This is a genomic window from Neobacillus rhizosphaerae (assembly GCF_937468385.1).
Taxonomy (GTDB): domain Bacteria; phylum Bacillota; class Bacilli; order Bacillales; family Cytobacillaceae; genus Neobacillus; species Neobacillus rhizosphaerae.
On the sequence record NZ_CALBWS010000013.1, the window covers coordinates 50,112 to 69,698 of the forward strand.

Annotated in this window: 18 protein-coding genes; 9 read left to right on the forward strand and 9 right to left on the reverse strand. The window is 36.6% G+C overall.

From position 1 onward, the window contains the following. Window positions 1–539 precede the first annotated feature (539 nt). Window positions 540–686, reverse strand: a complete 147-nt coding sequence (locus M5A78_RS11450; RefSeq protein ID WP_248735402.1) for a helix-turn-helix domain-containing protein — start codon at window positions 684–686, stop codon at window positions 540–542. A 33-nt stretch (window positions 687–719) separates the two neighbouring features. Between M5A78_RS11450 and M5A78_RS11455 the strand changes: the two genes are divergently transcribed. The 6 genes from M5A78_RS11455 to M5A78_RS11480 all read left to right on the forward strand — a co-directional run bounded on the left by M5A78_RS11455 (window position 720) and on the right by M5A78_RS11480 (window position 7,205). Next, window positions 720–1,196 carry a GntT/GntP/DsdX family permease gene (locus M5A78_RS11455; RefSeq protein ID WP_248735403.1) on the forward strand — a complete coding sequence of 159 codons (477 nt, stop codon included), beginning with the start codon at window positions 720–722 and terminating at the stop codon, window positions 1,194–1,196. Between the two features lie 355 nt (window positions 1,197–1,551). Continuing rightward, window positions 1,552–2,922: a D-serine ammonia-lyase gene (locus tag M5A78_RS11460; protein ID WP_248735404.1), complete on the forward strand. Its 1,371-nt coding sequence runs from the start codon at window positions 1,552–1,554 to the stop codon at window positions 2,920–2,922. A gap of 1,147 nt (window positions 2,923–4,069) precedes the next feature. Continuing rightward, the gene (locus tag M5A78_RS11465) at window positions 4,070–4,909 is read left to right on the forward strand and encodes a YitT family protein (protein ID WP_248735405.1); all 840 of its coding nucleotides are present in this window, start codon (window positions 4,070–4,072) and stop codon (window positions 4,907–4,909) included. 606 nt (window positions 4,910–5,515) lie between these two features. Then, complete coding sequence (locus M5A78_RS11470; protein WP_248735406.1) at window positions 5,516–6,043, forward strand: GNAT family N-acetyltransferase; 528 nt, start codon at window positions 5,516–5,518, stop codon at window positions 6,041–6,043. A gap of 223 nt (window positions 6,044–6,266) precedes the next feature. Beyond that, window positions 6,267–6,518: a TfoX/Sxy family protein gene (locus M5A78_RS11475; RefSeq protein ID WP_248735407.1), complete on the forward strand. Its 252-nt coding sequence runs from the start codon at window positions 6,267–6,269 to the stop codon at window positions 6,516–6,518. A gap of 441 nt (window positions 6,519–6,959) precedes the next feature. Beyond that, window positions 6,960–7,205 carry a hypothetical protein gene (locus tag M5A78_RS11480; protein ID WP_248735408.1) on the forward strand — a complete coding sequence of 82 codons (246 nt, stop codon included), beginning with the start codon at window positions 6,960–6,962 and terminating at the stop codon, window positions 7,203–7,205. Window positions 7,206–7,235: 30 nt separating this feature from the next. Here M5A78_RS11480 and M5A78_RS11485 read toward each other — a convergent pair whose 3' ends face one another. The 8 genes from M5A78_RS11485 to M5A78_RS11520 form a co-directional block, all read right to left on the reverse strand. Then, window positions 7,236–8,243: an IS1595 family transposase gene (locus M5A78_RS11485; RefSeq protein WP_248735409.1), complete on the reverse strand. Its 1,008-nt coding sequence runs from the start codon at window positions 8,241–8,243 to the stop codon at window positions 7,236–7,238. A gap of 261 nt (window positions 8,244–8,504) precedes the next feature. Beyond that, window positions 8,505–8,888 (reverse strand): winged helix-turn-helix transcriptional regulator, encoded by a 384-nt coding sequence (locus tag M5A78_RS11490; protein WP_248735410.1) that lies wholly within the window; start codon window positions 8,886–8,888, stop codon window positions 8,505–8,507. Window positions 8,889–9,376: 488 nt separating this feature from the next. After that, complete coding sequence (locus M5A78_RS11495; protein ID WP_248735411.1) at window positions 9,377–9,688, reverse strand: thioredoxin family protein; 312 nt, start codon at window positions 9,686–9,688, stop codon at window positions 9,377–9,379. Window positions 9,689–9,832: 144 nt separating this feature from the next. After that, on the reverse strand, window positions 9,833–11,311 hold the full coding sequence (locus M5A78_RS11500; protein ID WP_248735412.1) for an amino acid permease: 1,479 nt from the start codon (window positions 11,309–11,311) through the stop codon (window positions 9,833–9,835). Between the two features lie 37 nt (window positions 11,312–11,348). Continuing rightward, the gene (locus M5A78_RS11505) at window positions 11,349–12,521 is read right to left on the reverse strand and encodes a MalY/PatB family protein (RefSeq protein ID WP_248735413.1); all 1,173 of its coding nucleotides are present in this window, start codon (window positions 12,519–12,521) and stop codon (window positions 11,349–11,351) included. Window positions 12,522–12,648: 127 nt separating this feature from the next. Next, entirely contained in the window at window positions 12,649–13,629 is a 981-nt protein-coding gene (locus M5A78_RS11510) for a 1-aminocyclopropane-1-carboxylate deaminase/D-cysteine desulfhydrase (protein ID WP_248735414.1), read from the reverse strand. A 17-nt stretch (window positions 13,630–13,646) separates the two neighbouring features. Further along, window positions 13,647–14,819 (reverse strand): trans-sulfuration enzyme family protein, encoded by a 1,173-nt coding sequence (locus tag M5A78_RS11515; RefSeq protein ID WP_248735415.1) that lies wholly within the window; start codon window positions 14,817–14,819, stop codon window positions 13,647–13,649. 15 nt (window positions 14,820–14,834) lie between these two features. Beyond that, window positions 14,835–15,200 carry a RidA family protein gene (locus M5A78_RS11520; protein ID WP_248735416.1) on the reverse strand — a complete coding sequence of 122 codons (366 nt, stop codon included), beginning with the start codon at window positions 15,198–15,200 and terminating at the stop codon, window positions 14,835–14,837. Window positions 15,201–15,477: 277 nt separating this feature from the next. On the opposite strand from M5A78_RS11520, the gene M5A78_RS11525 reads away from it, so the two are divergent. The 3 genes from M5A78_RS11525 to M5A78_RS11535 all read left to right on the forward strand — a co-directional run bounded on the left by M5A78_RS11525 (window position 15,478) and on the right by M5A78_RS11535 (window position 19,585). Beyond that, window positions 15,478–16,191: a helix-turn-helix transcriptional regulator gene (locus M5A78_RS11525; protein WP_248735417.1), complete on the forward strand. Its 714-nt coding sequence runs from the start codon at window positions 15,478–15,480 to the stop codon at window positions 16,189–16,191. 476 nt (window positions 16,192–16,667) lie between these two features. Next, window positions 16,668–19,010, forward strand: a complete 2,343-nt coding sequence (locus M5A78_RS11530) for a DMSO/selenate family reductase complex A subunit (protein WP_248735418.1) — start codon at window positions 16,668–16,670, stop codon at window positions 19,008–19,010. 17 nt (window positions 19,011–19,027) lie between these two features. Then, on the forward strand, window positions 19,028–19,585 hold the full coding sequence (locus tag M5A78_RS11535) for a 4Fe-4S dicluster domain-containing protein (RefSeq protein WP_248735419.1): 558 nt from the start codon (window positions 19,028–19,030) through the stop codon (window positions 19,583–19,585). The last annotated feature ends 2 nt before the right edge of the window (window positions 19,586–19,587 follow it).

Genomic DNA, 19,587 nt, shown 5'->3' on the forward strand with positions numbered 1-19,587 from the left:
GTTTACAGGGAAAGATAAATCAATTATTGTCGTACCCCTAGTTATACTTCCGTGCAGACGCTCTATCTTGTAAGCTACGAACGAAAGCAAAAGCATCTAAATGAAAGAGAAGTTTTATTTACATTAATATAATTTTTTTATTAATACTTTCAATAATGTTTCTATACTAAAACTAGCAGTTCGATGAAAACATATAGTTTTTACATGTTCAATTTTTTTTGACAAGTTTTTTTATTAGTAATAAAGTTAGAAACAAGAGCAGGATAAACCAAATAACATTAAGCTGTATTTAAATTAAGGGTTAACCAAAAGCTATAAATCAAAAACAAAACTCCTCCACATTACAATTTAGTAATGAGAGGAGTTTTTTATTGGTAAAGAGAGTAGGAAATGCCTGGTAAATTCTTTGGCAAAGAGTGGTGCAAAAGATGGCATAGGTGGTAAATTCCTATGGCCGTAATCATCACCCTATTCTCTGTAAAAAAGATTCAGTAACCTGACCCATTTCCCGTTTTACCTCCTGTATTTTCAAATAACGTTTAGTCCATACCCTGCTTCATTTTCTGCAGTTTCGAACGATATCGATACACACTTGGCTCAGATACCATCAACTTATCAGCAATATGGCTGATAGAACCTTTGAGTTTAAAGATACCTGCACTTTCAAGCTTTTCAATTAACTCCACCTTTTCCTCTTAGGTCAGGCGCTCGGTTGGAATTTGTTTTTCTTCATTAAACTCTTCTATAATAGAATCCACGATGTCTTCTGGATTTTCAAAGAAGTTTTCCGTTTCGGTGGGGGCGGTGCTTTTAATGCCCTTTTAATTGCTAGTGGGTTAGGTAAAGAGTTATCTGATATTATGACATCTTTACATATGAACCCAATTATTCTGGCTTGGCTAGTAGCCTCGATTTTACATCTTGCTATTGGATCTGTTACGGTAGCCATGATAAGTGCTGCGGGTATAGTAGCTCCATTGATGGCCGTTTATCCACATTTGAGTCCAGAAATTTTGGTTCTAGCTATTGGTGCTGGGGCTATTGGATGGTGTCATGTTAACGATTCTGCTTTCTGGCTTGTAAAAGAATTTTTTGGATTATCATTACCAGATGCGTTTAAGAGCTTCACTGCTGCAACCGTTATTGCATCAGTTGTTGCACTCGGAGGGATATTACTTTTAGCACAAGTAATATAAAAAAATCAAGATAAGAAACGAATTAGTGAATTTCTTTGGAATAAACTCTTATTTTAAAGATGTACAGGCTAAAAGTAATAAATCAATTCATTTTATTAACATTGTGAATTGGTTTATTACTTACACATTGTCCAATGTTATGTGCTTTATAAAGGGAACAGGATAACATCTATTAATTAATAAACTTAATGATCATTGCTGGATATTTTAAGAGTAGTAAATACTTTTACCTAGGATAAACTGCTGAATCTTAATCACCAAAAACATTTTGGCAATCCAAATATCATAATTGTATATTTTAATGAATATACGGAAAGCTTTAGATAAATAAATGATAGAAGGAAGATGGGTTTGTATGGAAAATAAGATAATTCAAGGACACACTATAAAGGAATGGGAAGAGAAGTATCCTTTAATGAGCAAGATTATTTCAACTGACGAAGTGTTTTGGACAAATTCTAAATATGAAAAATTTACAGATGCTATAAAAAAGATTTCTTTATCAGAGAAGGATGTAGAAGATGCAGAAGAAAGATTAAATAGATTTGCCCCATATATAGCTAAAGTTTTTCCAGAAACACAAAAAACAAATGGAATTATTGAATCACCTATTGTTCCAATTCCTAATATGCAAAGTAATATAGCAGAAACATATAATCAAGAAATCCTAGGTCAATTATTGCTGAAATGTGATAGTCATCTTGCTATTTCGGGGTCAATTAAAGCAAGAGGCGGTATTTATGAGGTTTTAAAACATGCAGAAGATTTAGCTATTGAGAATAACATGCTAACAATAAAAGATGATTATTCAATTATGGATAGTGATAAATTTAGAGAGTTCTTCTCTAAGTATTCTATTGCAGTAGGATCAACTGGAAACCTAGGACTTAGTATTGGAATAATGAGTGCACAATTAGGGTTTAAGGTTTATGTTCATATGTCAGCTGACGCAAAACAATGGAAGAAAGACCTCCTTAGAAGCAAGGGTGTTACAGTAATTGAGTATGAATCAGATTATAGTAAGGCAGTGGAGGAAGGTAGAAAACAAGCAGAAGCTGATCCAAACATGTACTTTATTGATGATGAAAATTCGACTAACTTATTTTTGGGATATTCTGTTGCAGCTTATAGATTAAAAAAGCAATTAGAAGAAATTAATGTAGTTGTAGATGAGAATCACCCATTATTTGTTTATCTTCCATGTGGAGTTGGTGGCGGACCTGGTGGAGTAGCATTCGGGTTAAAGTTAGTTTTCAAGGATAATGTACATTGCTTCTTTGCCGAACCAACACATTCTCCATGTATGGTTTTAGGATTAATGACAGGTTTGCATGATAAAGTATCGGTACAAGATTTTGACATTGATAACATTACTGATGCAGATGGGCTCGCGGTTGGTAGAGCTTCAGGTTTCGTAGGGAAAACATTAGAAAACCTAATAAGTGGATCATATACTGTAAATGATGAGCAGTTATATATACTTTTAAGTATGTTATCCGACTCAGAAAATATTAAATTAGAACCTTCTGCATTAGCTGGAATACATGGTCCAATTCAATTATTCAGAGATGAAGCTGGACAAAAGTATATAGAGAATAACAACTTAAAAAATAAAATAAAAAATGTTACACATATCGCTTGGGCAACAGGAGGTAGTATGGTTCCAAAAGATGTAATGGAAACCTATTATAAAAAGGGAAAAGAGGCATCTGCTACTCTGAAATAATTAAAAGTTCATTTGTATGAAAGAGGCTATCTCAAAATAGTAAGAGATAGTTTCTATCTTTTTATAATAAATATTGGACTGTTCTGGCTAAGTTAGACCCATTAAAAGGTTTATTATCTCGCATATTCTTAAAATTCCACTCGCTCGATTAATCTATCTATAACACAAACGTTTATGGTTTATTTAAATGCACTAAAATGCTAACATTTTGCTAACGCAAGTTCGTGAAAAAAAGTAAATTCACATTAAAGATGTTAAACCGCATATTTAGAAAAACCTTGATATACCGCACTTTTGGAACACAACGTTAAAGATATTACACACTCTCACCATACGGGCGGCATGATGTAATAAAGACTTATAAACCTTTATATGTAAGGTTTTATAAGACTACTTGCAATCTGTAGTGTCCGAAAAAGTGACCGATATTATTTGATGAGATTTTTAGAGAGGTCTTTCATTAAGTCAGTGAACTTATTGGAGGCCTCTTTTTTAATGTATATCTTCTCAACTATCTGCTTCTCCAAGTAATACGGTTTTCATCTGTTCATCATTTTCTTTTGAAATGTTAAGGAAATTGAAATGCTTTATCTAACCTTACATCATTAATAAATATGCTGATTCACTAATCTTTCAGGGGAAACTTGAGAAACATTATGATCTTTTTAATATGATGTACTTAAAACTCATACAAGCAATTTTCAGTATGTTGGTTTTATGTAAGGGAGATTTTTTAGGGGATTCTATAAGCCTGTGTGCGCCCGATATAAGCTTTTAGAACTATTATAAAGGTATATTCCTCTTCAAACTAACAAATTGTATGTATATGGCATTTACCCCAGTGTCTGTTTTCCAAGTATAATTATCGCTTCTAATCTCATTACATAATCAAAAAGTTAGGAGGTATATATATTCAAGTTGTCTTTAGACCCTCTTGCCTTATATAAAATCAAAAGATTGATGATAATCAATAAATATCCTGCTTCTTCTAAGAAATGAACAACAGAAGCTTGATAATGTCTAGTAGACTCCCCCCCCTTAATTTACTCCTAATAAATAACAGACTACTGTACGAGTTAAATGTTAAACGATATAATGGTGAGAGTTTGTGCCTGAGTAAATATTTTTATAAGCAGTGAGGTAGTGTATGAAAAAAACAACCACAGACATCATTTTTATCATTATTGGTGCCTTTCTTTTTGCGTTAGGTGTTAATTTATTTGTTATTCCGAACGAGCTTGGGGAAGGCGGGGTAACGGGTATCACAATTATTACCTACTATTTATTTGAGTGGTCACCAGGTTTAGTCAACTTAATTCTGAATGCATTTTTGTTAATAATTGGTTATAAATTTTTGAATAAGGTAACAACGATTTATACGATTATTGCAGTGGTTTTTAATTCTCTTTTTCTTCATCTGACAGAAGGCTGGAATATTGCTTCTGATGAATTGATGGTGAATGCTATTTTTGGAGGAATCATTATAGGGGCTGGGATTGGCTTAATTATTCGGGTTGGCGGAACAACAGCAGGTACTACCATCTTAGCAAGGATTACACATAAGTTTTTAGGATGGAATATTAGCTACGGTCTATTGTTTTTTGATTTAATCGTCGCTTTTTCATCTTATTTTATCATTGGTGCAGAAAAGCTGATGTTGACAATTATTATGCTATATATTGGAACGAAAGTGATGGAATTTGTAATCGAAGGATTGAATTCGAAGAAGGCTATTACGATTATTTCTGATAAACCGAATGACATTGCCAAACAGGTGACTACATTAATGGACAGAGGGGTAACCGTATACTCGGGTCATGGTTATTACACAAAAACCCCAAAGGAAATTCTTTATATTGTTATTAGTAAGCAAGAAGTAATAAAGTTGAAACGAATTGTTCAATCTACTGATCCGAATGCTTTCATCGCTATACACGATGTTCGTGATGTGTTCGGAGAAGGATTTATTGATATTTCTAAAGCATAATAAGAGGCTGTTTTAAGAGTTAGATTGGTATTAGATAGATATCTACCTGTTTAAATTACTAATCTACAGGCAGAGTCAGCCCCTTTTTAATGGTTAAATGACTTTTTTCTAAAGAATAGACTACTTCCTAAAATTAGGGAGTGGTTTTTTGTGTTATTAAAATTTGCGTATCAAGACTTTCTGGATGACAGACGTTTCAAGAACACGACTAAGACAAATACCAAAAATTATGAAATGCTTTTAGGGAAATTTGTTGATTAAGCTTAGACAAGATCTAGAACAGTATAAAAATAAAGACTTGGATTCTAAAAAGAGCTGATTCAAAGCTTCAAAACGGGTGTTGTATGCGAAGAGATGATATCTAACTAACAGCGTTAAGGAATTGAAGATGTAATGTTTTCATTAGATGACCTTATTAAATATTCCTCTTCATCTAAAGCAACAGCTTTGTTTAATATCTAATACTGATAATCCAACAAATAAATACTTTGCTAGGAACTAATGTTCTGGTTATAATTATTAATATCAGGAATTATTCACGGGAATTAACCTCACTAGCAACCACAATTCGGTCTGAAATAGAAAACAAAAATTGGAGTGATAAGAATGTCAGAACGGATGAATGCACCACAGGTTCGGATTAAACCTTGGGGCGATGCCGATCTTGCTTTGCTTCGACTTATTAATGCACCTGAGATGATGGAACACCTTGGAGGTTCAGAGACTGAGGCGCAGATCCTCGATCGTCATAAACGTTACCTTGAAATCGGCGGGCGGGGAACTGGACGTATGTTTAGGATCGTCCTGCTCTCGTCTCTCGAAACCGTAGGCAGTGTGGGCTATTGGGACAGTTTCTGGCAAAAAGAGACTGTATATGAGATTGGTTGGAGTGTCCTACCGACATTTCAAGGTAGAGGAATAGCGACAGAAGCTGTAGCGGAAGCCATTACCCATGCCAGCACTGAACATAAGCACAGGTTCATTCATGCCTTTCCTTCAATCAACAACCCCGCGTCTAACGCTATTTGTCGGAAGCTCGACTTCTTGTTTATCGGGGAGTGCGACTTCGAATATCCTCCTGGGAGTATCATGCAATGTAATGACTGGAGGCTCGAGATAACTAAGAAAAGTTGAGACCATTGAAAAATAGCATTTTGTATTATTTGAGGATATTCTTTAAGATCAGGCTGCCATAATTGGCGGCTTTTTATTATGTAACTATTGGCGTTCATTAGTTGAAGAAAATTTGTTGAAGAGATTCAATTTTTTGACTTATTTTTTCTAAAATAAGGCTAATCTTTAACTGAAATATCTTGTATGATATTGGAAAATACGCTTAGTAATGGAGATGAAAATTATGAATACATTACACGAGCTTCCCAATATCAGTAAAGTAATTGAGGGGAAACTTGTTGAAGTTGGTATTGATACACCCCAGTTGCTTAAAGAGATTGGAAGTAAAGAAGCATTTTTTAGAATTAAACAAAAAGATAGTACCTCTTGTGTCAATATGCTATGTGCCTTAGAGGGGGCAATACAGGGTATTAGGTGGCACTTTTTGCCCGATGATATTAAGCAGGAACTAAAAGCATTTTATAAAACACTATAATATTAGGAGGACACATTATACATAGAAGAAGTAAGCGATCTGGAAAAAATATACATTAGTTCATCAAAAAAGCTTTAATTAATTTTGCAATCACCGCCAAAGCTAAGTAGTGTGTTTAACAAATTTACCTATACTTGAGCGATGCTATGAAATAGCATTGCTCAAATACCAATGCAGAAATTAAAAAAAGTTTGCTAACCAAAATGCTAACATTTTGCTAAGGTAATTAAATGAAAAACGCTAAAATCCCGTTAAAGATATTAAACACTCTCACCTTACGGGCGGCATGATGTAAAGCTTTTAAGTCTTACATTTAGGCTGTTTTCGTAAAGTTTGTTGTTTTTTAGCTCAAAATATATATAATACTATAATTGACAATATCCTCTTTTAGTGTAAAATTACACTAAGGGAAAATTCTGTTATTTAGGGAGGTTAAACCAAATGAGATATTTTATTTACATCATTCAACTTGTTATAAGTACACTTGGTTTTCTATTATTTTCAATATTCAGTGGGGTTGTGGGAGGTTATGCAATTGAATATAAAAAAGACCCCACAATATTTGACCAAATTACTTTTGCATTCAATTCGTCTTCATATCCACTTTATGCCTGTGCCTTTTTACTTTGGGCAGTAATCGTTATTGTTATTTGGAAGAGAAAAAGAAGTATTAAACCGATAAATTAGTCGTCAATTGACGGCTTTTTTTGTCCTTCATTAAATGCTCCTTAAAATGTTGACGGTTGTATGATTGGATTTTTGACAGGCTGAAATTAGCATTTGCTCAACTCGTTTTTCAAATGCAACATTTTTCCCTATATCGAGCCATCGAAACCAATAGAGGTAGTTGTCCAAATATTTCGTTGCAACACCTTGGAAACGCTCCATCCAACCTTTTAAACGATTATGAGAGTTGTTGACGTGTTGAATGTGGAATATGCCCTTTTTCACACGTTGTTTTTGACTTCCATTTACAGTTTCGTGCTGTAAACCTTTAAGTTTTGCGAATTTCTTATAATTAGTTGCTGTATCTGTACATAACAAAGAAGATGGGTGAATATACTCACCTAACACGGTGTCAATTTCTTCGGCTTTTACACGCCCTGTTCCTGCTTTACGAGCAATCATATTACCGTTACGGTCTTGTGCCACTACAACAGCAATTTTTAGGTTTGAGATACCCCTTTTCTTGTCCTTTTCTCCACGCTTCTTGGCTTTTCTATGAGTGATTTCACGACCTTTCATAGACTCACGAAAGAAGGTTTCGTCACTCTCAACTATTCCTTGAAGTTGATTAAAGCCAAGACTACCTATTGCGTTCAAGATTTTATGTCTCCAATAGAAAGCAGTAGAGATATGAATTTTTAACCGTTCAGCGATTTTTGGTAGGGTATATCCCTCTACCATTAATTCAATGTACTTTACCCATTTTTCAGGATAGCGTGAGCCAGAAAATGGCGTGTTGGTCATATCATTGAAAGATTTCCCGCAATCATTACATAGATAGCGTTGCCTTGAACGATATTTACCGTTCCGCTTAACCGATGTACTACCGCAATGAACACAACCCAAACCAGAAGCAAAACGAGCTTCACGAATGCTTTTGAGTAGTTTAGTAATTTTATCTGGTTCATCTGGAAACAAGTCTTGTTTCATTGCGTTAAACAACGCCAATTGCTCTGATTTGGTTAATTCGCTGAACTCTTGATAAACACCTTCCCACATACTTGAACGCCTCCTTAAACCCCTTTATATCAACCCTTTAACAGTATAGTCAAGAAAGCCACAATCTATACGAAAACAGCCTACATTTAAGAAATAGTTAAAGCTATTTTCCCTCCATTTTGTGAAGTAGTCATGTAAATAATTTATATCAATAGCAAAAAACCACTTCCTATAAAAATTAGGGAGTGGTTTTTTGTGTTGTTAAAAATTGCCTATACTAATTAAATCCTCGACCTATATAATTTCAAGCTAAAAACTGGGCTAAATATGTTCACAATTATGACATTGTTTAAATAAATCCTCATTTTCACTATCACTATGAACTCTTGACCAACTACAAAAATTCTCTAAAATCTGTACTAACGACTGACCCTTATCCGTCAAAGAATATTCGACTCTTGGTAGAATCTCATTGTCCTCATTGTACTGTCTGCGATTTATTAACTTATTTTCTATCATTTCTTTTAATGTACTTGCAAGAACAGTGTCTGTAACATCGATAAGTTCATTTTTTAAATCGGAATACCTCAACGTCTTATAGTATGATAAAACACAGATAATTCTTGCATTCCATTTTCCCCTGATCATATTTAATACATGTTCTAAAGGACAACGAATAGTTGGGTTCAGTTTGCGTTGATACATGACTATCTCATTTCCTTTCAATATTCTAAGTTGTAATCCAAATATAATACTGTACCTTGCGTAGGAAAGCGACCAATAAACCTATTATTAACTAATGAATTGCTGGGTTTGTAAGTATTGATATATCAAGGTCTCTTGATTTCGAGTGTTTTCTAGTGATTTGTAATTTTTAAAATATGGGCACTAAACATCCCAAAAAAAGATGGTGCCTAGAAAAGACACCCTACTTAAAAACCGGTTTATTTAAAGTAAAGTATAAAATTTTCGACTTCGAGAATTGTCTAGCTCCAGCGCCCTAGCGGCTAGTGTCCTTCGCTCTCCGCCCTACGATAAGTCAACATCGAATCGCCTCCGGCTCTTCGTGTTTCCTTTATCTCAGTTGGAGCGCTCCACAAGTAAAGCTTCGGCAGCATAAGCATCGCACGAAGGAAAAGCGTTAGCTTTTTCGAGGAGGCCATACGCCGCTGACCAGGGCGCTTGCGCTTTTCTTATAATCCGCTAATAAAGGTTTCAACTTCTTCCTGCGTTTTTGAATCTTTGCTTACAAAGCGGCCTATTTCCTTGCCATTATCAAAAGCAATAAAGCTTGGAATTCCAAATACATCAAGCAGCTGGCATAAGTCGATATTTTCATCACGATCTACGCGAACAAAAGTAAAATCATTAAATTTTACTTCTACTTCCGGCATAAACGTTTCGACAAACCTGCAATCAGGGCAATAGCCCGCTGCGAATACAAATAAATGCTTCCCTTCATTTTTTAACTGTTCAAACTTCTCCATAGATTCTAAGTTTTTCATGTTCTTTACCTCCTAATATCGTCCGTTTAAAATTCTCTTTCGAGGTTATTTTTCAGTTAGTGGGATGTGCCCCCACTAACTGGAAATCCAAGTGTTATTGTTTAGAATGTCATAAGTTGTTACGACTGTCACATTTTTATGTTTTTATATTTTTACGTCAAAATCACATTCTTTAAGAGGCACGACTTTAGTCTTTTTAATAATTTTATAGCCAAACCATAAAAGGAGAAAGGCAGGAATACTGATATACGTCGATACTATTTCCACCAGGCCATAATCATTAATTAAAACGACTTGTCCAAATACGAAGATAACCAGGAACAATATTGTGATAATCGGCCCTAATGGGAACCATTTAGCCTTGTACGGTAATTGACTTAAATCTCTGCCTTGGGCAATATATGCCTTACGGAAACGGTAATGACTTACCGCAATCCCCAGCCATTTGATAAACCCTGTCATGGCAGAGGCGTTCATCAGCCAAAGAAAGACAGAGCCGCTGCCGAAAAAAGAAGATAAAAATGCAGAAACCCCTATGATTGAAGTGAAAAGTAACGCAAGCATTGGAATTCCGCGCGAGTTGAGTTTAGCAAAGGCGCGCGGTGCTTTTCCTTCTTTTGCTAATGCCCAAAGCATACGGGAAGAACCATACATGGCAGAGTTTGCTGCTGATAAAACAGATGTTAACAGCACAGCGTTCATTGCGGAGGCAGCAAATGCTAATCCAGCTCTTTTAAAGACTAGTGTGAATGGGCTGATGGAAACATTTTCAATCCCTGTTTTTAGTAAATTCGGATCTGTGTAAGGGATAATCAAACCGACAACGAAAATGGTAAGCACATAGAAGAAAAGTATTCTCCAAAAAATAGTTCGAATCGCTTTCGGCACATTTTTAGCCGGATCTTCTGTTTCACCGGCAGCAGTTGCCACTACCTCTGTGCCTTGGAAGGCAAAACCGGCTACGAGGATTACGCTAAAGATTGATAGCAATCCGCCATGAAAAGGCGCGTCACCAGTAGTAAAGTTACCAAAACCAACTGCCTGTCCTCCCATGATTCCAAAGATCATGGCAACACCTACAACAAGGAATATAATGATTGCTACGACTTTAATACTGGCAAACCAATATTCGCTTTCACCATAGCCCTTGACAGATAATATATTTAGCAATAGCAATAAGGCCAAAGCCAATCCACTCCACAAAAGTGAAGACGAGTTTGGGAACCAATAGTGCATGATCATAGAGGCGGCAGTTAAGTCGGCCGGTAGTGTAATCGCAGTGGTATACCAATAATTCCATCCTAAAGCAAACCCAAAAGCGGGATCGACAAACTTTGTTGCATGTGTTTCAAACGATCCCGATACTGGCATAAACGAGGCCATCTCTCCTAGACTAGTCATGACAAAATACACCATTGCTCCTACCAGGATGTATGCTACAAGTGCACCTCCTGGTCCCGCAGTGCTAATGGCTGACCCGCTGGACACAAACAACCCGGTTCCAATTGCACCACCGATGGCCATCATCGTTAAATGCCTTGCTTGCAGCTTTCGTTGTAATCCTTTTTCTTTTTCTACGGCATGATCGTTGAAGGTACTTAACTCTTTTTCTGATTTTCCCATATAAGTAGCTCCTTATTAGTTAATAAATGAAATTTGTTTAAAAACCACATTGACCATAATTTTCACTTATTTGTTTCAACGCACGTTCCAGTAAAGATCTTGTACAAGCAATATTTACTCTTACAAATTGACCGCTATCTTTGCCATATGTGATTCCGGCATTGACTCTAACCCCGGAATCCTCGAAAAATTTTATCACTCCCTCGCTGTCTAAGCCCAGTTCCTTACAGTCAATCCACAACAAATAGGAAGATTCAGGGTACTGAACCTTTAATTTTGGTAAATGTTGATCAATAAATTCAATAGCAAACTCGATATTGTCCCGTAAATACTCATTTAATTCATCTACGTAATAATCGCATTGATTATAAGCAGTAATTAAAGCCTCAACCCCAAAATAGTTATAATCGAAATGATACTTGACATAAATATCATCAAACGCATTCTTTAGTTTTTTGTTTTTTACAATCACATAAGCACTAAAGAACGACGCCAAATTAAAGGTTTTGCTTGGAGAGTTCATCACTACTATATTTGGATCCTCTTCCTCACAAAGCTCTAAAAAGGATGTAAAAGGCAGACCTTTGTGGATCATGTCACTATGAATTTCATCACTTATAATGATCACGTTATATTTCCGGCATAAATTGACCATTCGGGTCATCTCTTCTTTTGTCCATACCCGACCAATGGGATTGGCGGGGTTACATACCAAAAGTATTTTTACATCCTGCATCTTCAGTTTATTTTCTAAATCTGCAAAATCAATATCGTATCTTCCATTTTGGTATAACAAAGGATTTTCGACAGCTTTTCTATTGAAATTCTCAATTACCCTTTTAAATGTGGCATAGACTGGAGGCTGAATCACCACTTTGTCTCCCGAATTGGTATAAGCATCTAAAAACATCCATAAAGCACCTGTCATTAATCCGGGAGCAAAACTAATTTCGTTTTTCCTAATATTGATTTTATGATGGCGGCTATACCAACCATTAATAGCATCCGTAAATCGAGCATGTGGAAAATATCCATATCCAAATACTCCAAAATCCACTTTTTTCCTCAGGGCATCTAATACTTCACGTGGTGCCTTATAATCGGTATCGGCAATTCCAAGTGGAATCAAAGTACCGCCTTTCCCTTCATTGTCCCACTTATCGGAATCAGTACCAGTTCGATTCATCATTTCATCAAAGCTGTGTATCATGCTTACCCCTCATTTCTCTAAAATTACGGCGAATGCGTTTACAATTTTTGTGTAAATCGTTAATATTATACAACAAAGATTTTTAGGGGCTGCTGGACATATCCCGGAATATGTCCAGGAGTTTCTTTTAAACGGCTCCATACAACATATTAATCTTTTCATCCGTCCATCCAAAAATTCCACCGGTGTGTATAAACAATATGTTTTGGCTTTTTTGAAAGCTTCCATTTTTAAGTTCGTTGTACAAACCATACATCGCTTTCCCGGTATATACGGGGTCAAGGAGTAATCCTTCTTCTTGTGCAAATTTCTCGATAAATTTCAGTTCATCTAATTGGCTTTTGCCATAACCTAATCCTATATAGCGATCAATAATGTTGATCTCTGAAGCCGAAAAACAGAAATGATTGTCTCTATATTGATTCATATCCGTTAAAACATGTAATATATCACGAACTGCTTGTTCCTCTTGATTTAATACACTTATGCCAATTATGGTTTTATTTTGATGGCTTTCTTTATTTGCATATGACAATCCGGCATATGTACCGCCTGAGCCGCTCGTCACCACAATCGTATCAAACACCAATCCTAATTCCTGTTCCTGGTGCAGGATTTCATAATAGGCGTCTACATACCCTTGTGCACCAATGCCGTTTGAGCCTCCCATCGGAATAACATAAGGGCGGTGTCCGGAGTCAATCAATTCCTCCTTCAACTCTTCGATCATAGGTGTTAAATCCCGGTACTCTTCCTCACTTACAAGCTTAATCTTTGCACCTACTAATTGATTGAAAAACAGATTCCCTTCCATCCGATTTATTTCTCCGGCTTTTAAAATTAACAAAGTTTTCATCCGAAATTTGGCCGCTAAAACAGCAGTTGCTCTCGCATGGTTCGATTGAATCCCGCCACTGGTAATTAGATAATCACATTTTTGGTTTTGGGCATCTTGAAGCAAATATTCCAGCTTTCTGATCTTATTTCCCGATGTAGCCATTCCCGTTTGGTCATCACGCTTGATATAGACGGTTTTATTTAAGTGTTTATTGAAAAAGTTCAATTTTTCAATCTTCGTAGGTACATTGGCAATCGTTATTTTGTTCATAAAGCACGTTCCAATCCTTATAGTACTTTTTTCCGTAATGCAGATGCGGCTTTTACATGATCTAATGCCTTGTGTAAATCATTAAGAAGGTCATCTTTATCTTCAAGCCCGCAACTTAGGCGAACTAACCCGTCGGTCACCCCTAATTCAATTCGTCCTTTTTCAGGGATTACGGCATGAGACATGGTGAACGGATAAGATAATATGGATTCTACCCCGCCTAAACTCACGGCGACTATCGGAATGGTCACATGGGCAAAAAAGTTTTTTACATTTTCATAGTTTCCTAAATCAAAGGTCAGGACAGCCCCTCCACTGCTTGCTTGGGAATAATGGATCTTTCTACCTTTGTGATGTTCAAGATCAGGGTAATAGACGGCCTTCACCTTGCTATGTTTTTGGAGCTCTTTCGCAATATATGCCGCGTTTTCCACTTCCTTATCCATACGGACTTTCATTGTCTTGATTCCTCTTAAAATTAACCAACAATCATATGGGGGAAGCATACTACCAAGCATTTTTTGTGTTTTGTATAACGTATCAGAAATCTCTTGGTCGTTGGTCACAACCATTCCGGCGGTTACATCACTATGGCCGTTAATAAATTTTGTCGCACTATGGATCACGATATCGACTCCGAGTTTAATCGGATTTTGGTAAATTGGCGTCATAAACGTATTGTCAATAATGGTCAGTAGATTGTGTTGTTTTGCTAATTTTACAACACCTCTTATATCGGTTATCGTTAACAAAGGATTGGAAGGTGTCTCGATATAAAGTCCTTTTGTATTTTTCTTGATTGCTTTCTTCCAGGAATCGAGATCCGTTTCGTCCACGAAAGTATATTCGATTCCGTATCTTGGAAACATCTCAGTTACAAGCTGATAGGCCCCTCCATAGATATCTTTGCATAAGATTAAGTGATCACCTTGTGAAAAATTAAGCAGTACCGCAGAAATCGCTGCCATACCAGATGAAAAGGCATATCCATATTTAGCATATTCTAAACAGGCAATCGTTTCCTCTAAAGCTTTTCTTGTGGGATTGCCAAATCGAGTATAGGTAAACTCTTGTGATTCTGTAAATTGAGCTTGATGAAAGGTGGAGGCTTGATAAATAGGTACAGATGAACTTCCGGTATGCGGATCAATCAACGGACCACCGTGAATTAATTTTGTATCTAGCTGCATCTACCTCACTCCTTTTTAATTATCAAGTACTGCAATAACCTCAATCTCAACTAAAGCATTTTTTGGCAGTTTTTCAACTGCAACAGCCGTTCTTCCAGGGTAAGGAGAAACAAAAAATTCTTTATATGCTTCATTCATAGCACTGAAATCATTCATATCATTTAAATAGACAGTCGTTTTTACGATATTATCCATCGTGCAGCTATTTTCATCGAGGATTGCTTTGACATTTAATAAAGATTGTCTTGTTTGATCTTCAATTTTATCGCTCGGAAATTCGTTTGTTTCTGGATTAATTGGAAGTTGTCCAGACGTAAATAGTAAATTGCCTGTTTTACGAAATGCTGAGTAAGGGCCAATTGCCTCTGGATATTTTTTCATTTAAAACACTCCTTAATAATTTTTTATTATCATGGTAATATTATATTATCAGGAAATCTTAATATCAATAAAATTTTATAATGATTATAAATTTTTTTATCATAAGGTTATTTAAAGAAAGCGTTTAATTTTTTTTGTTGAACCGCTTTATCTATCTGGAAAATGTATTCAATAATTGGTAAACTTTTAAGGTGAATAGATTTATCTTTTTACTTGTTTCCACATTGATTTATCATAAGGAATTATAAGAATCTATTATTTTTATGGGGAGTTCACTATGAATAAGAATGTTAAGAATAAAGAAATTATTGATCACTACAAAAAACTGGTGGAATTTTTAGGAAAAGTCCTTGGAGAAAACTATGAGGTTATTTTACACATTATCGAGAATGGCAATTCCTATGTTGGAGCCATCGCAAATAATCATATCAGCGGTCGAACGGTTAATGCACCATTAACAGGACTTGCTCTTAAAATGATGAAAGACAAAACGTTTCTAGATAAGGACTATATAACAAACTACAAAGGTTTTACTAAATTAGGTGAAGAAATTCGAGGTTCTACTTATTTTATTAAAAATGAAAATAAAGAATTAATTGGAATGCTTTGTATCAATCTTGATTCAAGTAAACATAGAAAAATTGCCATTGACATTCTGGATTTAGTTCAGACACAACTAAACATGATAAGCCCAACTTTAGATGAAACGGCTATTTCTAAAAAAGAAAAAATAAAAGAATACCATGATCATGAATTTATCGAATATTTTTCAGATTCAATTGAAGAGGTTGTAAAGTCAATCGTTGACCCCTCTCTTTTAAATCCAAATATCATTCTAAAACAGGAACAAAAAATAGAAATAATAAAACAGTTATGCAAGAAAGGAATATTCCAATTAAAAGGTGCCGTATCCCAAGTCGCCGAGTTATTGAATATATCTGAACCTAGTATATACAGATACTTAAAAATAATTGATAAGGATAAAAAGTAAAAGGGACTACATTTACATTGACTTTACTTATTTGATAAGAGCCTCTTCGTTAAACAAGACGAAGAGGCTCAATTTTTTTAGAAAACTATTTAAACTGTGTCCACTTTTGAGTCTAATATCAATAAAATTCTATACCTTACGTAGGATATCGACCAATAAATTTATTAGTAACTAATAAATTGCTGGGTATGTTGAGCTATTCTAAACAACACTGATATACTAAGACAAATTCTATGGATCACATAGAAATATATACAAGGAGGCATGTCCAGTTGGAAGTAAAAACATAGTTACAGTCTTCAATCGAATCGTCTTGCACAACAGACCAGCGGCAACAAAAGATTATACAGACTACGGAGAATCTTTCTTACAAACAATCAAAAGTCCGTAACAAAGACATTGCTTATTTGAAACGAAAGCGTTTTAGGTTTGTTGTGGTTTATAGAAGTAAAAATGTTAGCATCGGAGGAACAGGAATGAGTATTAATCTTAACCGAAGAGCCTTCCTCAAATTATCCGGAGGTGTTGCCGGAACGGTGGCAGTCTCAGGAACTTGGGATGTTCTCACAAAAGAACAAATAGCTTCAGCGGTCACTACTGACGAGGGTACACAAGTTATTCCTGTATTATGTAATCACAACTGCGGGGGCCGTTGTCAGATCAAAGCCCATGTAAAAGATGGTGTAGTTGTTAGAATTACAACGGATGATAGACCGGACTTGGAAAATAACCCACAGTTACGTGCTTGTCTTAAAGGACGTGCAACCCGTAACCGAATTTATCATCCAGACCGCTTGAAATACCCTATGAAGAGAGTGGGTAAACGCGGTGAAGGTAAGTTTAAGAGAATTACTTGGGATGAGGCAACAGACCTTATAGCTAAAAATCTCAAAAAAATAGTAGATCAATACGGACCACACTCAGTTTATGTTAATTATGCCACTGGGGACGAAGGAGCCATGGCCGGAAGGACTAGTGCCAAGCGGTTAATGAATCTGATGGGTGGTTATCTCGGCTATTATGGTTCCTATAGTTCCGCCTGCTTAAAATACACCGCGCCCTTCGTGACGGGATACAGGGATACAAATACTTATCAAACTTTGCATCATTCAAAACTTATTATTTTAAGTGGATTTAATCCAGCTGAAACTGTCTTTGAGACGAATTCAAACTACTATCTGGCAAAAGCGAAAAAGGCCGGTGCCAAAGTTATTGTAATCGATCCTCGTTATACTGAATCCGCTGCAACGTTTGGGGATCAGTGGATTCCAATCGTTCCAGCAACCGATACGGCTTTATTTTCCGCTATGGCTTATGTCATTATTACAGAAAATTTACATGATCAAGCTTTCTTGGATAAATATACAATCGGCTTTGATGAAGAACATATGCCTGAAGGAGTTCCAGCGGGGAATTCTTATAAAAGTTATATTTTAGGAACTACAGATGGAAAGCCGAAGACTCCTGAGTGGGCTGCTGCGATAACAGGAATTGATGCCAATACTATCATAAATCTGGCAAGAGAGTATGCGACAACAAAACCTGCTCAGTTGTTGCAAGGTCTTGGCCCACAGCGTCACGCACAAGGTGAATCTTCTACACGTGCTGGTATTGTTCTTGCCGCAATGACAGGAAGCATTGGAATTCTCGGCGGCGGCTGGGGCGGCGGCGAAGGTGGCCGTAAATTAGGATTAGATGTCGGTGAATTACCTACAGGAGACAATCCTGTGGAAACACAAATCTCTGTGTTCATGTGGACGGATGCTGTGGTTCGAGGAACCGAGATGACTGAAAAAGACGGAGTTCAGAATGGTCCGTTGAAGAGCAATCTTAAGTTCATGTGGAATTTAGGCAGCAACACGTTAGTCAATCAGCACGCGGATATTAATAAAACGATTAAAATCCTAGAAGACGAAAGTAAACTAGAATATATCGTAGTATCGGATCAATTTATGACACCAAGTGCGAAGTATGCGGATATTCTCTTGCCGTCTGATCACGCCTTTGAACGGTATGACTTTGGCTTCCCATGGACAGGTGAAGAGTATATTCTGTTTGGCAATAAGGCCGTTGAACCACCAGGTGAATGTAAGCACGATTACTGGTGGATGAGTAAAGTAGCTGAGAAACTGGGCCTTGGAGAGAAGTTTACCGAAGGAAAGACCCAAGAGGATTGGATGAAACAGCTGGTTGAGGATGCACAGAAAGCAGATTCTCAATTCCCAAGCTGGGAAGAACTTAAGAAGAAGGGTCTCTATCGAAAAGATACCATAGAATACGTCGCATTCGAAAAAGAGATTAAGGATCCAGCCAACAATCCATTCCAAACCCCATCAGGGAAAATTGAGATTTTTTCAAAAACTCTCTTTGATATGAAAAACGATGAAATTCCTGGGGTTCCTAAATACACGCCTGCCGCAGAGGGGCCAGAGGATCCGCTCAAAGAAAAATATCCGCTCCAGTGTTTTGGACCACATATTAAAAGGCGTACCCATTCAACTTGGGATGAAACGCCGTGGATGGAAGAGGCTGAGCCGCAAACGATGTGGATTAACCCAGAAGATGCTCAAGCTCGCGGACTGCAAGATGGAGATAAGGCCAAAGTGTACAATGACCGTGGAGCGCTTGTGATCCCTGTTCGTGTCACCAAGAGAATTCGTCCTGGAGTTGTGTCTATTCCTCAAGGAGCTTGGTATACTCCTGACGATAAAGGAGTATGTCAAAGAGGATGTATTAATATTCTTACAAGTCAACGTCCTACACCTCTTGCACATGGTAACGGTCAACATACTAACTTGGTACAAGTTAAGAAACTTTAAAAGAGGAGGGGAAAGTCGTGGCGAAAGACCAGAAGGCGTTTTACGTCGATACAACCAAATGCATCAATTGTAAAACTTGTGAAATCGCTTGTAAAGATATCAACAATGCTGCTTTGGGACAACGGATTCGTAAAGTGAGAAGCTTTGAGGTAGGAGAGTACCCTAATATCTTTGTATATAACATTTCCATGTCTTGCAACCATTGTGAAGATCCACAATGTGTAAAAGCCTGCCCAGCAGGGGCATACACCAAGCGTGAAGATGGTATAGTTGTGCATAATCCAGATGTCTGTATTGGATGCCGTTATTGTACTTGGGCATGCCCGTATGGGGCTCCACAGTTTGACGAAGAAGTGGGTAAGGTGAGAAAGTGTAACATGTGTATTGATAATGTGGAAGAAGGAGAGCTTCCAGCTTGTGTAAGTGCATGCCCAACGCGTGCCATTGAAATTGGAATGTTGTCTGATTTTGAAAATCGGCCAGGTTCTACAATTTCGATTCACAACCTTCCTTCACCTAATATCTCAAAACCTTCAACCCGCTACAAAGTAAAACCTGAAGCAATGAAGCGTTAAGA

Excerpts from the sequence above, each read along its gene's own strand:
- M5A78_RS11500 (WP_248735412.1), bottom strand. The coding sequence starts at position 11,311 with ATGGGAAAATCAGAAAAAGAGTTAAGTACCTTCAACGATCATGCCGTA.
- M5A78_RS11475 (WP_248735407.1), top strand. The coding sequence starts at position 6,267 with ATGAATACATTACACGAGCTTCCCAATATCAGTAAAGTAATTGAGGGG.
- M5A78_RS11465 (WP_248735405.1), top strand. The coding sequence starts at position 4,070 with ATGAAAAAAACAACCACAGACATCATTTTTATCATTATTGGTGCCTTT.
- M5A78_RS11485 (WP_248735409.1), bottom strand. The coding sequence starts at position 8,243 with ATGTGGGAAGGTGTTTATCAAGAGTTCAGCGAATTAACCAAATCAGAG.
- M5A78_RS11520 (WP_248735416.1), bottom strand. The coding sequence starts at position 15,200 with ATGAAAAAATATCCAGAGGCAATTGGCCCTTACTCAGCATTTCGTAAA.
- M5A78_RS11530 (WP_248735418.1), top strand. The coding sequence starts at position 16,668 with ATGAGTATTAATCTTAACCGAAGAGCCTTCCTCAAATTATCCGGAGGT.
- M5A78_RS11490 (WP_248735410.1), bottom strand. The coding sequence starts at position 8,888 with ATGTATCAACGCAAACTGAACCCAACTATTCGTTGTCCTTTAGAACAT.
- M5A78_RS11480 (WP_248735408.1), top strand. The coding sequence starts at position 6,960 with ATGAGATATTTTATTTACATCATTCAACTTGTTATAAGTACACTTGGT.
- M5A78_RS11515 (WP_248735415.1), bottom strand. The coding sequence starts at position 14,819 with ATGCAGCTAGATACAAAATTAATTCACGGTGGTCCGTTGATTGATCCG.
- M5A78_RS11505 (WP_248735413.1), bottom strand. The coding sequence starts at position 12,521 with ATGATACACAGCTTTGATGAAATGATGAATCGAACTGGTACTGATTCC.
- M5A78_RS11510 (WP_248735414.1), bottom strand. The coding sequence starts at position 13,629 with ATGAACAAAATAACGATTGCCAATGTACCTACGAAGATTGAAAAATTG.
- M5A78_RS11470 (WP_248735406.1), top strand. The coding sequence starts at position 5,516 with ATGTCAGAACGGATGAATGCACCACAGGTTCGGATTAAACCTTGGGGC.
- M5A78_RS11495 (WP_248735411.1), bottom strand. The coding sequence starts at position 9,688 with ATGAAAAACTTAGAATCTATGGAGAAGTTTGAACAGTTAAAAAATGAA.
- M5A78_RS11525 (WP_248735417.1), top strand. The coding sequence starts at position 15,478 with ATGAATAAGAATGTTAAGAATAAAGAAATTATTGATCACTACAAAAAA.
- M5A78_RS11460 (WP_248735404.1), top strand. The coding sequence starts at position 1,552 with ATGGAAAATAAGATAATTCAAGGACACACTATAAAGGAATGGGAAGAG.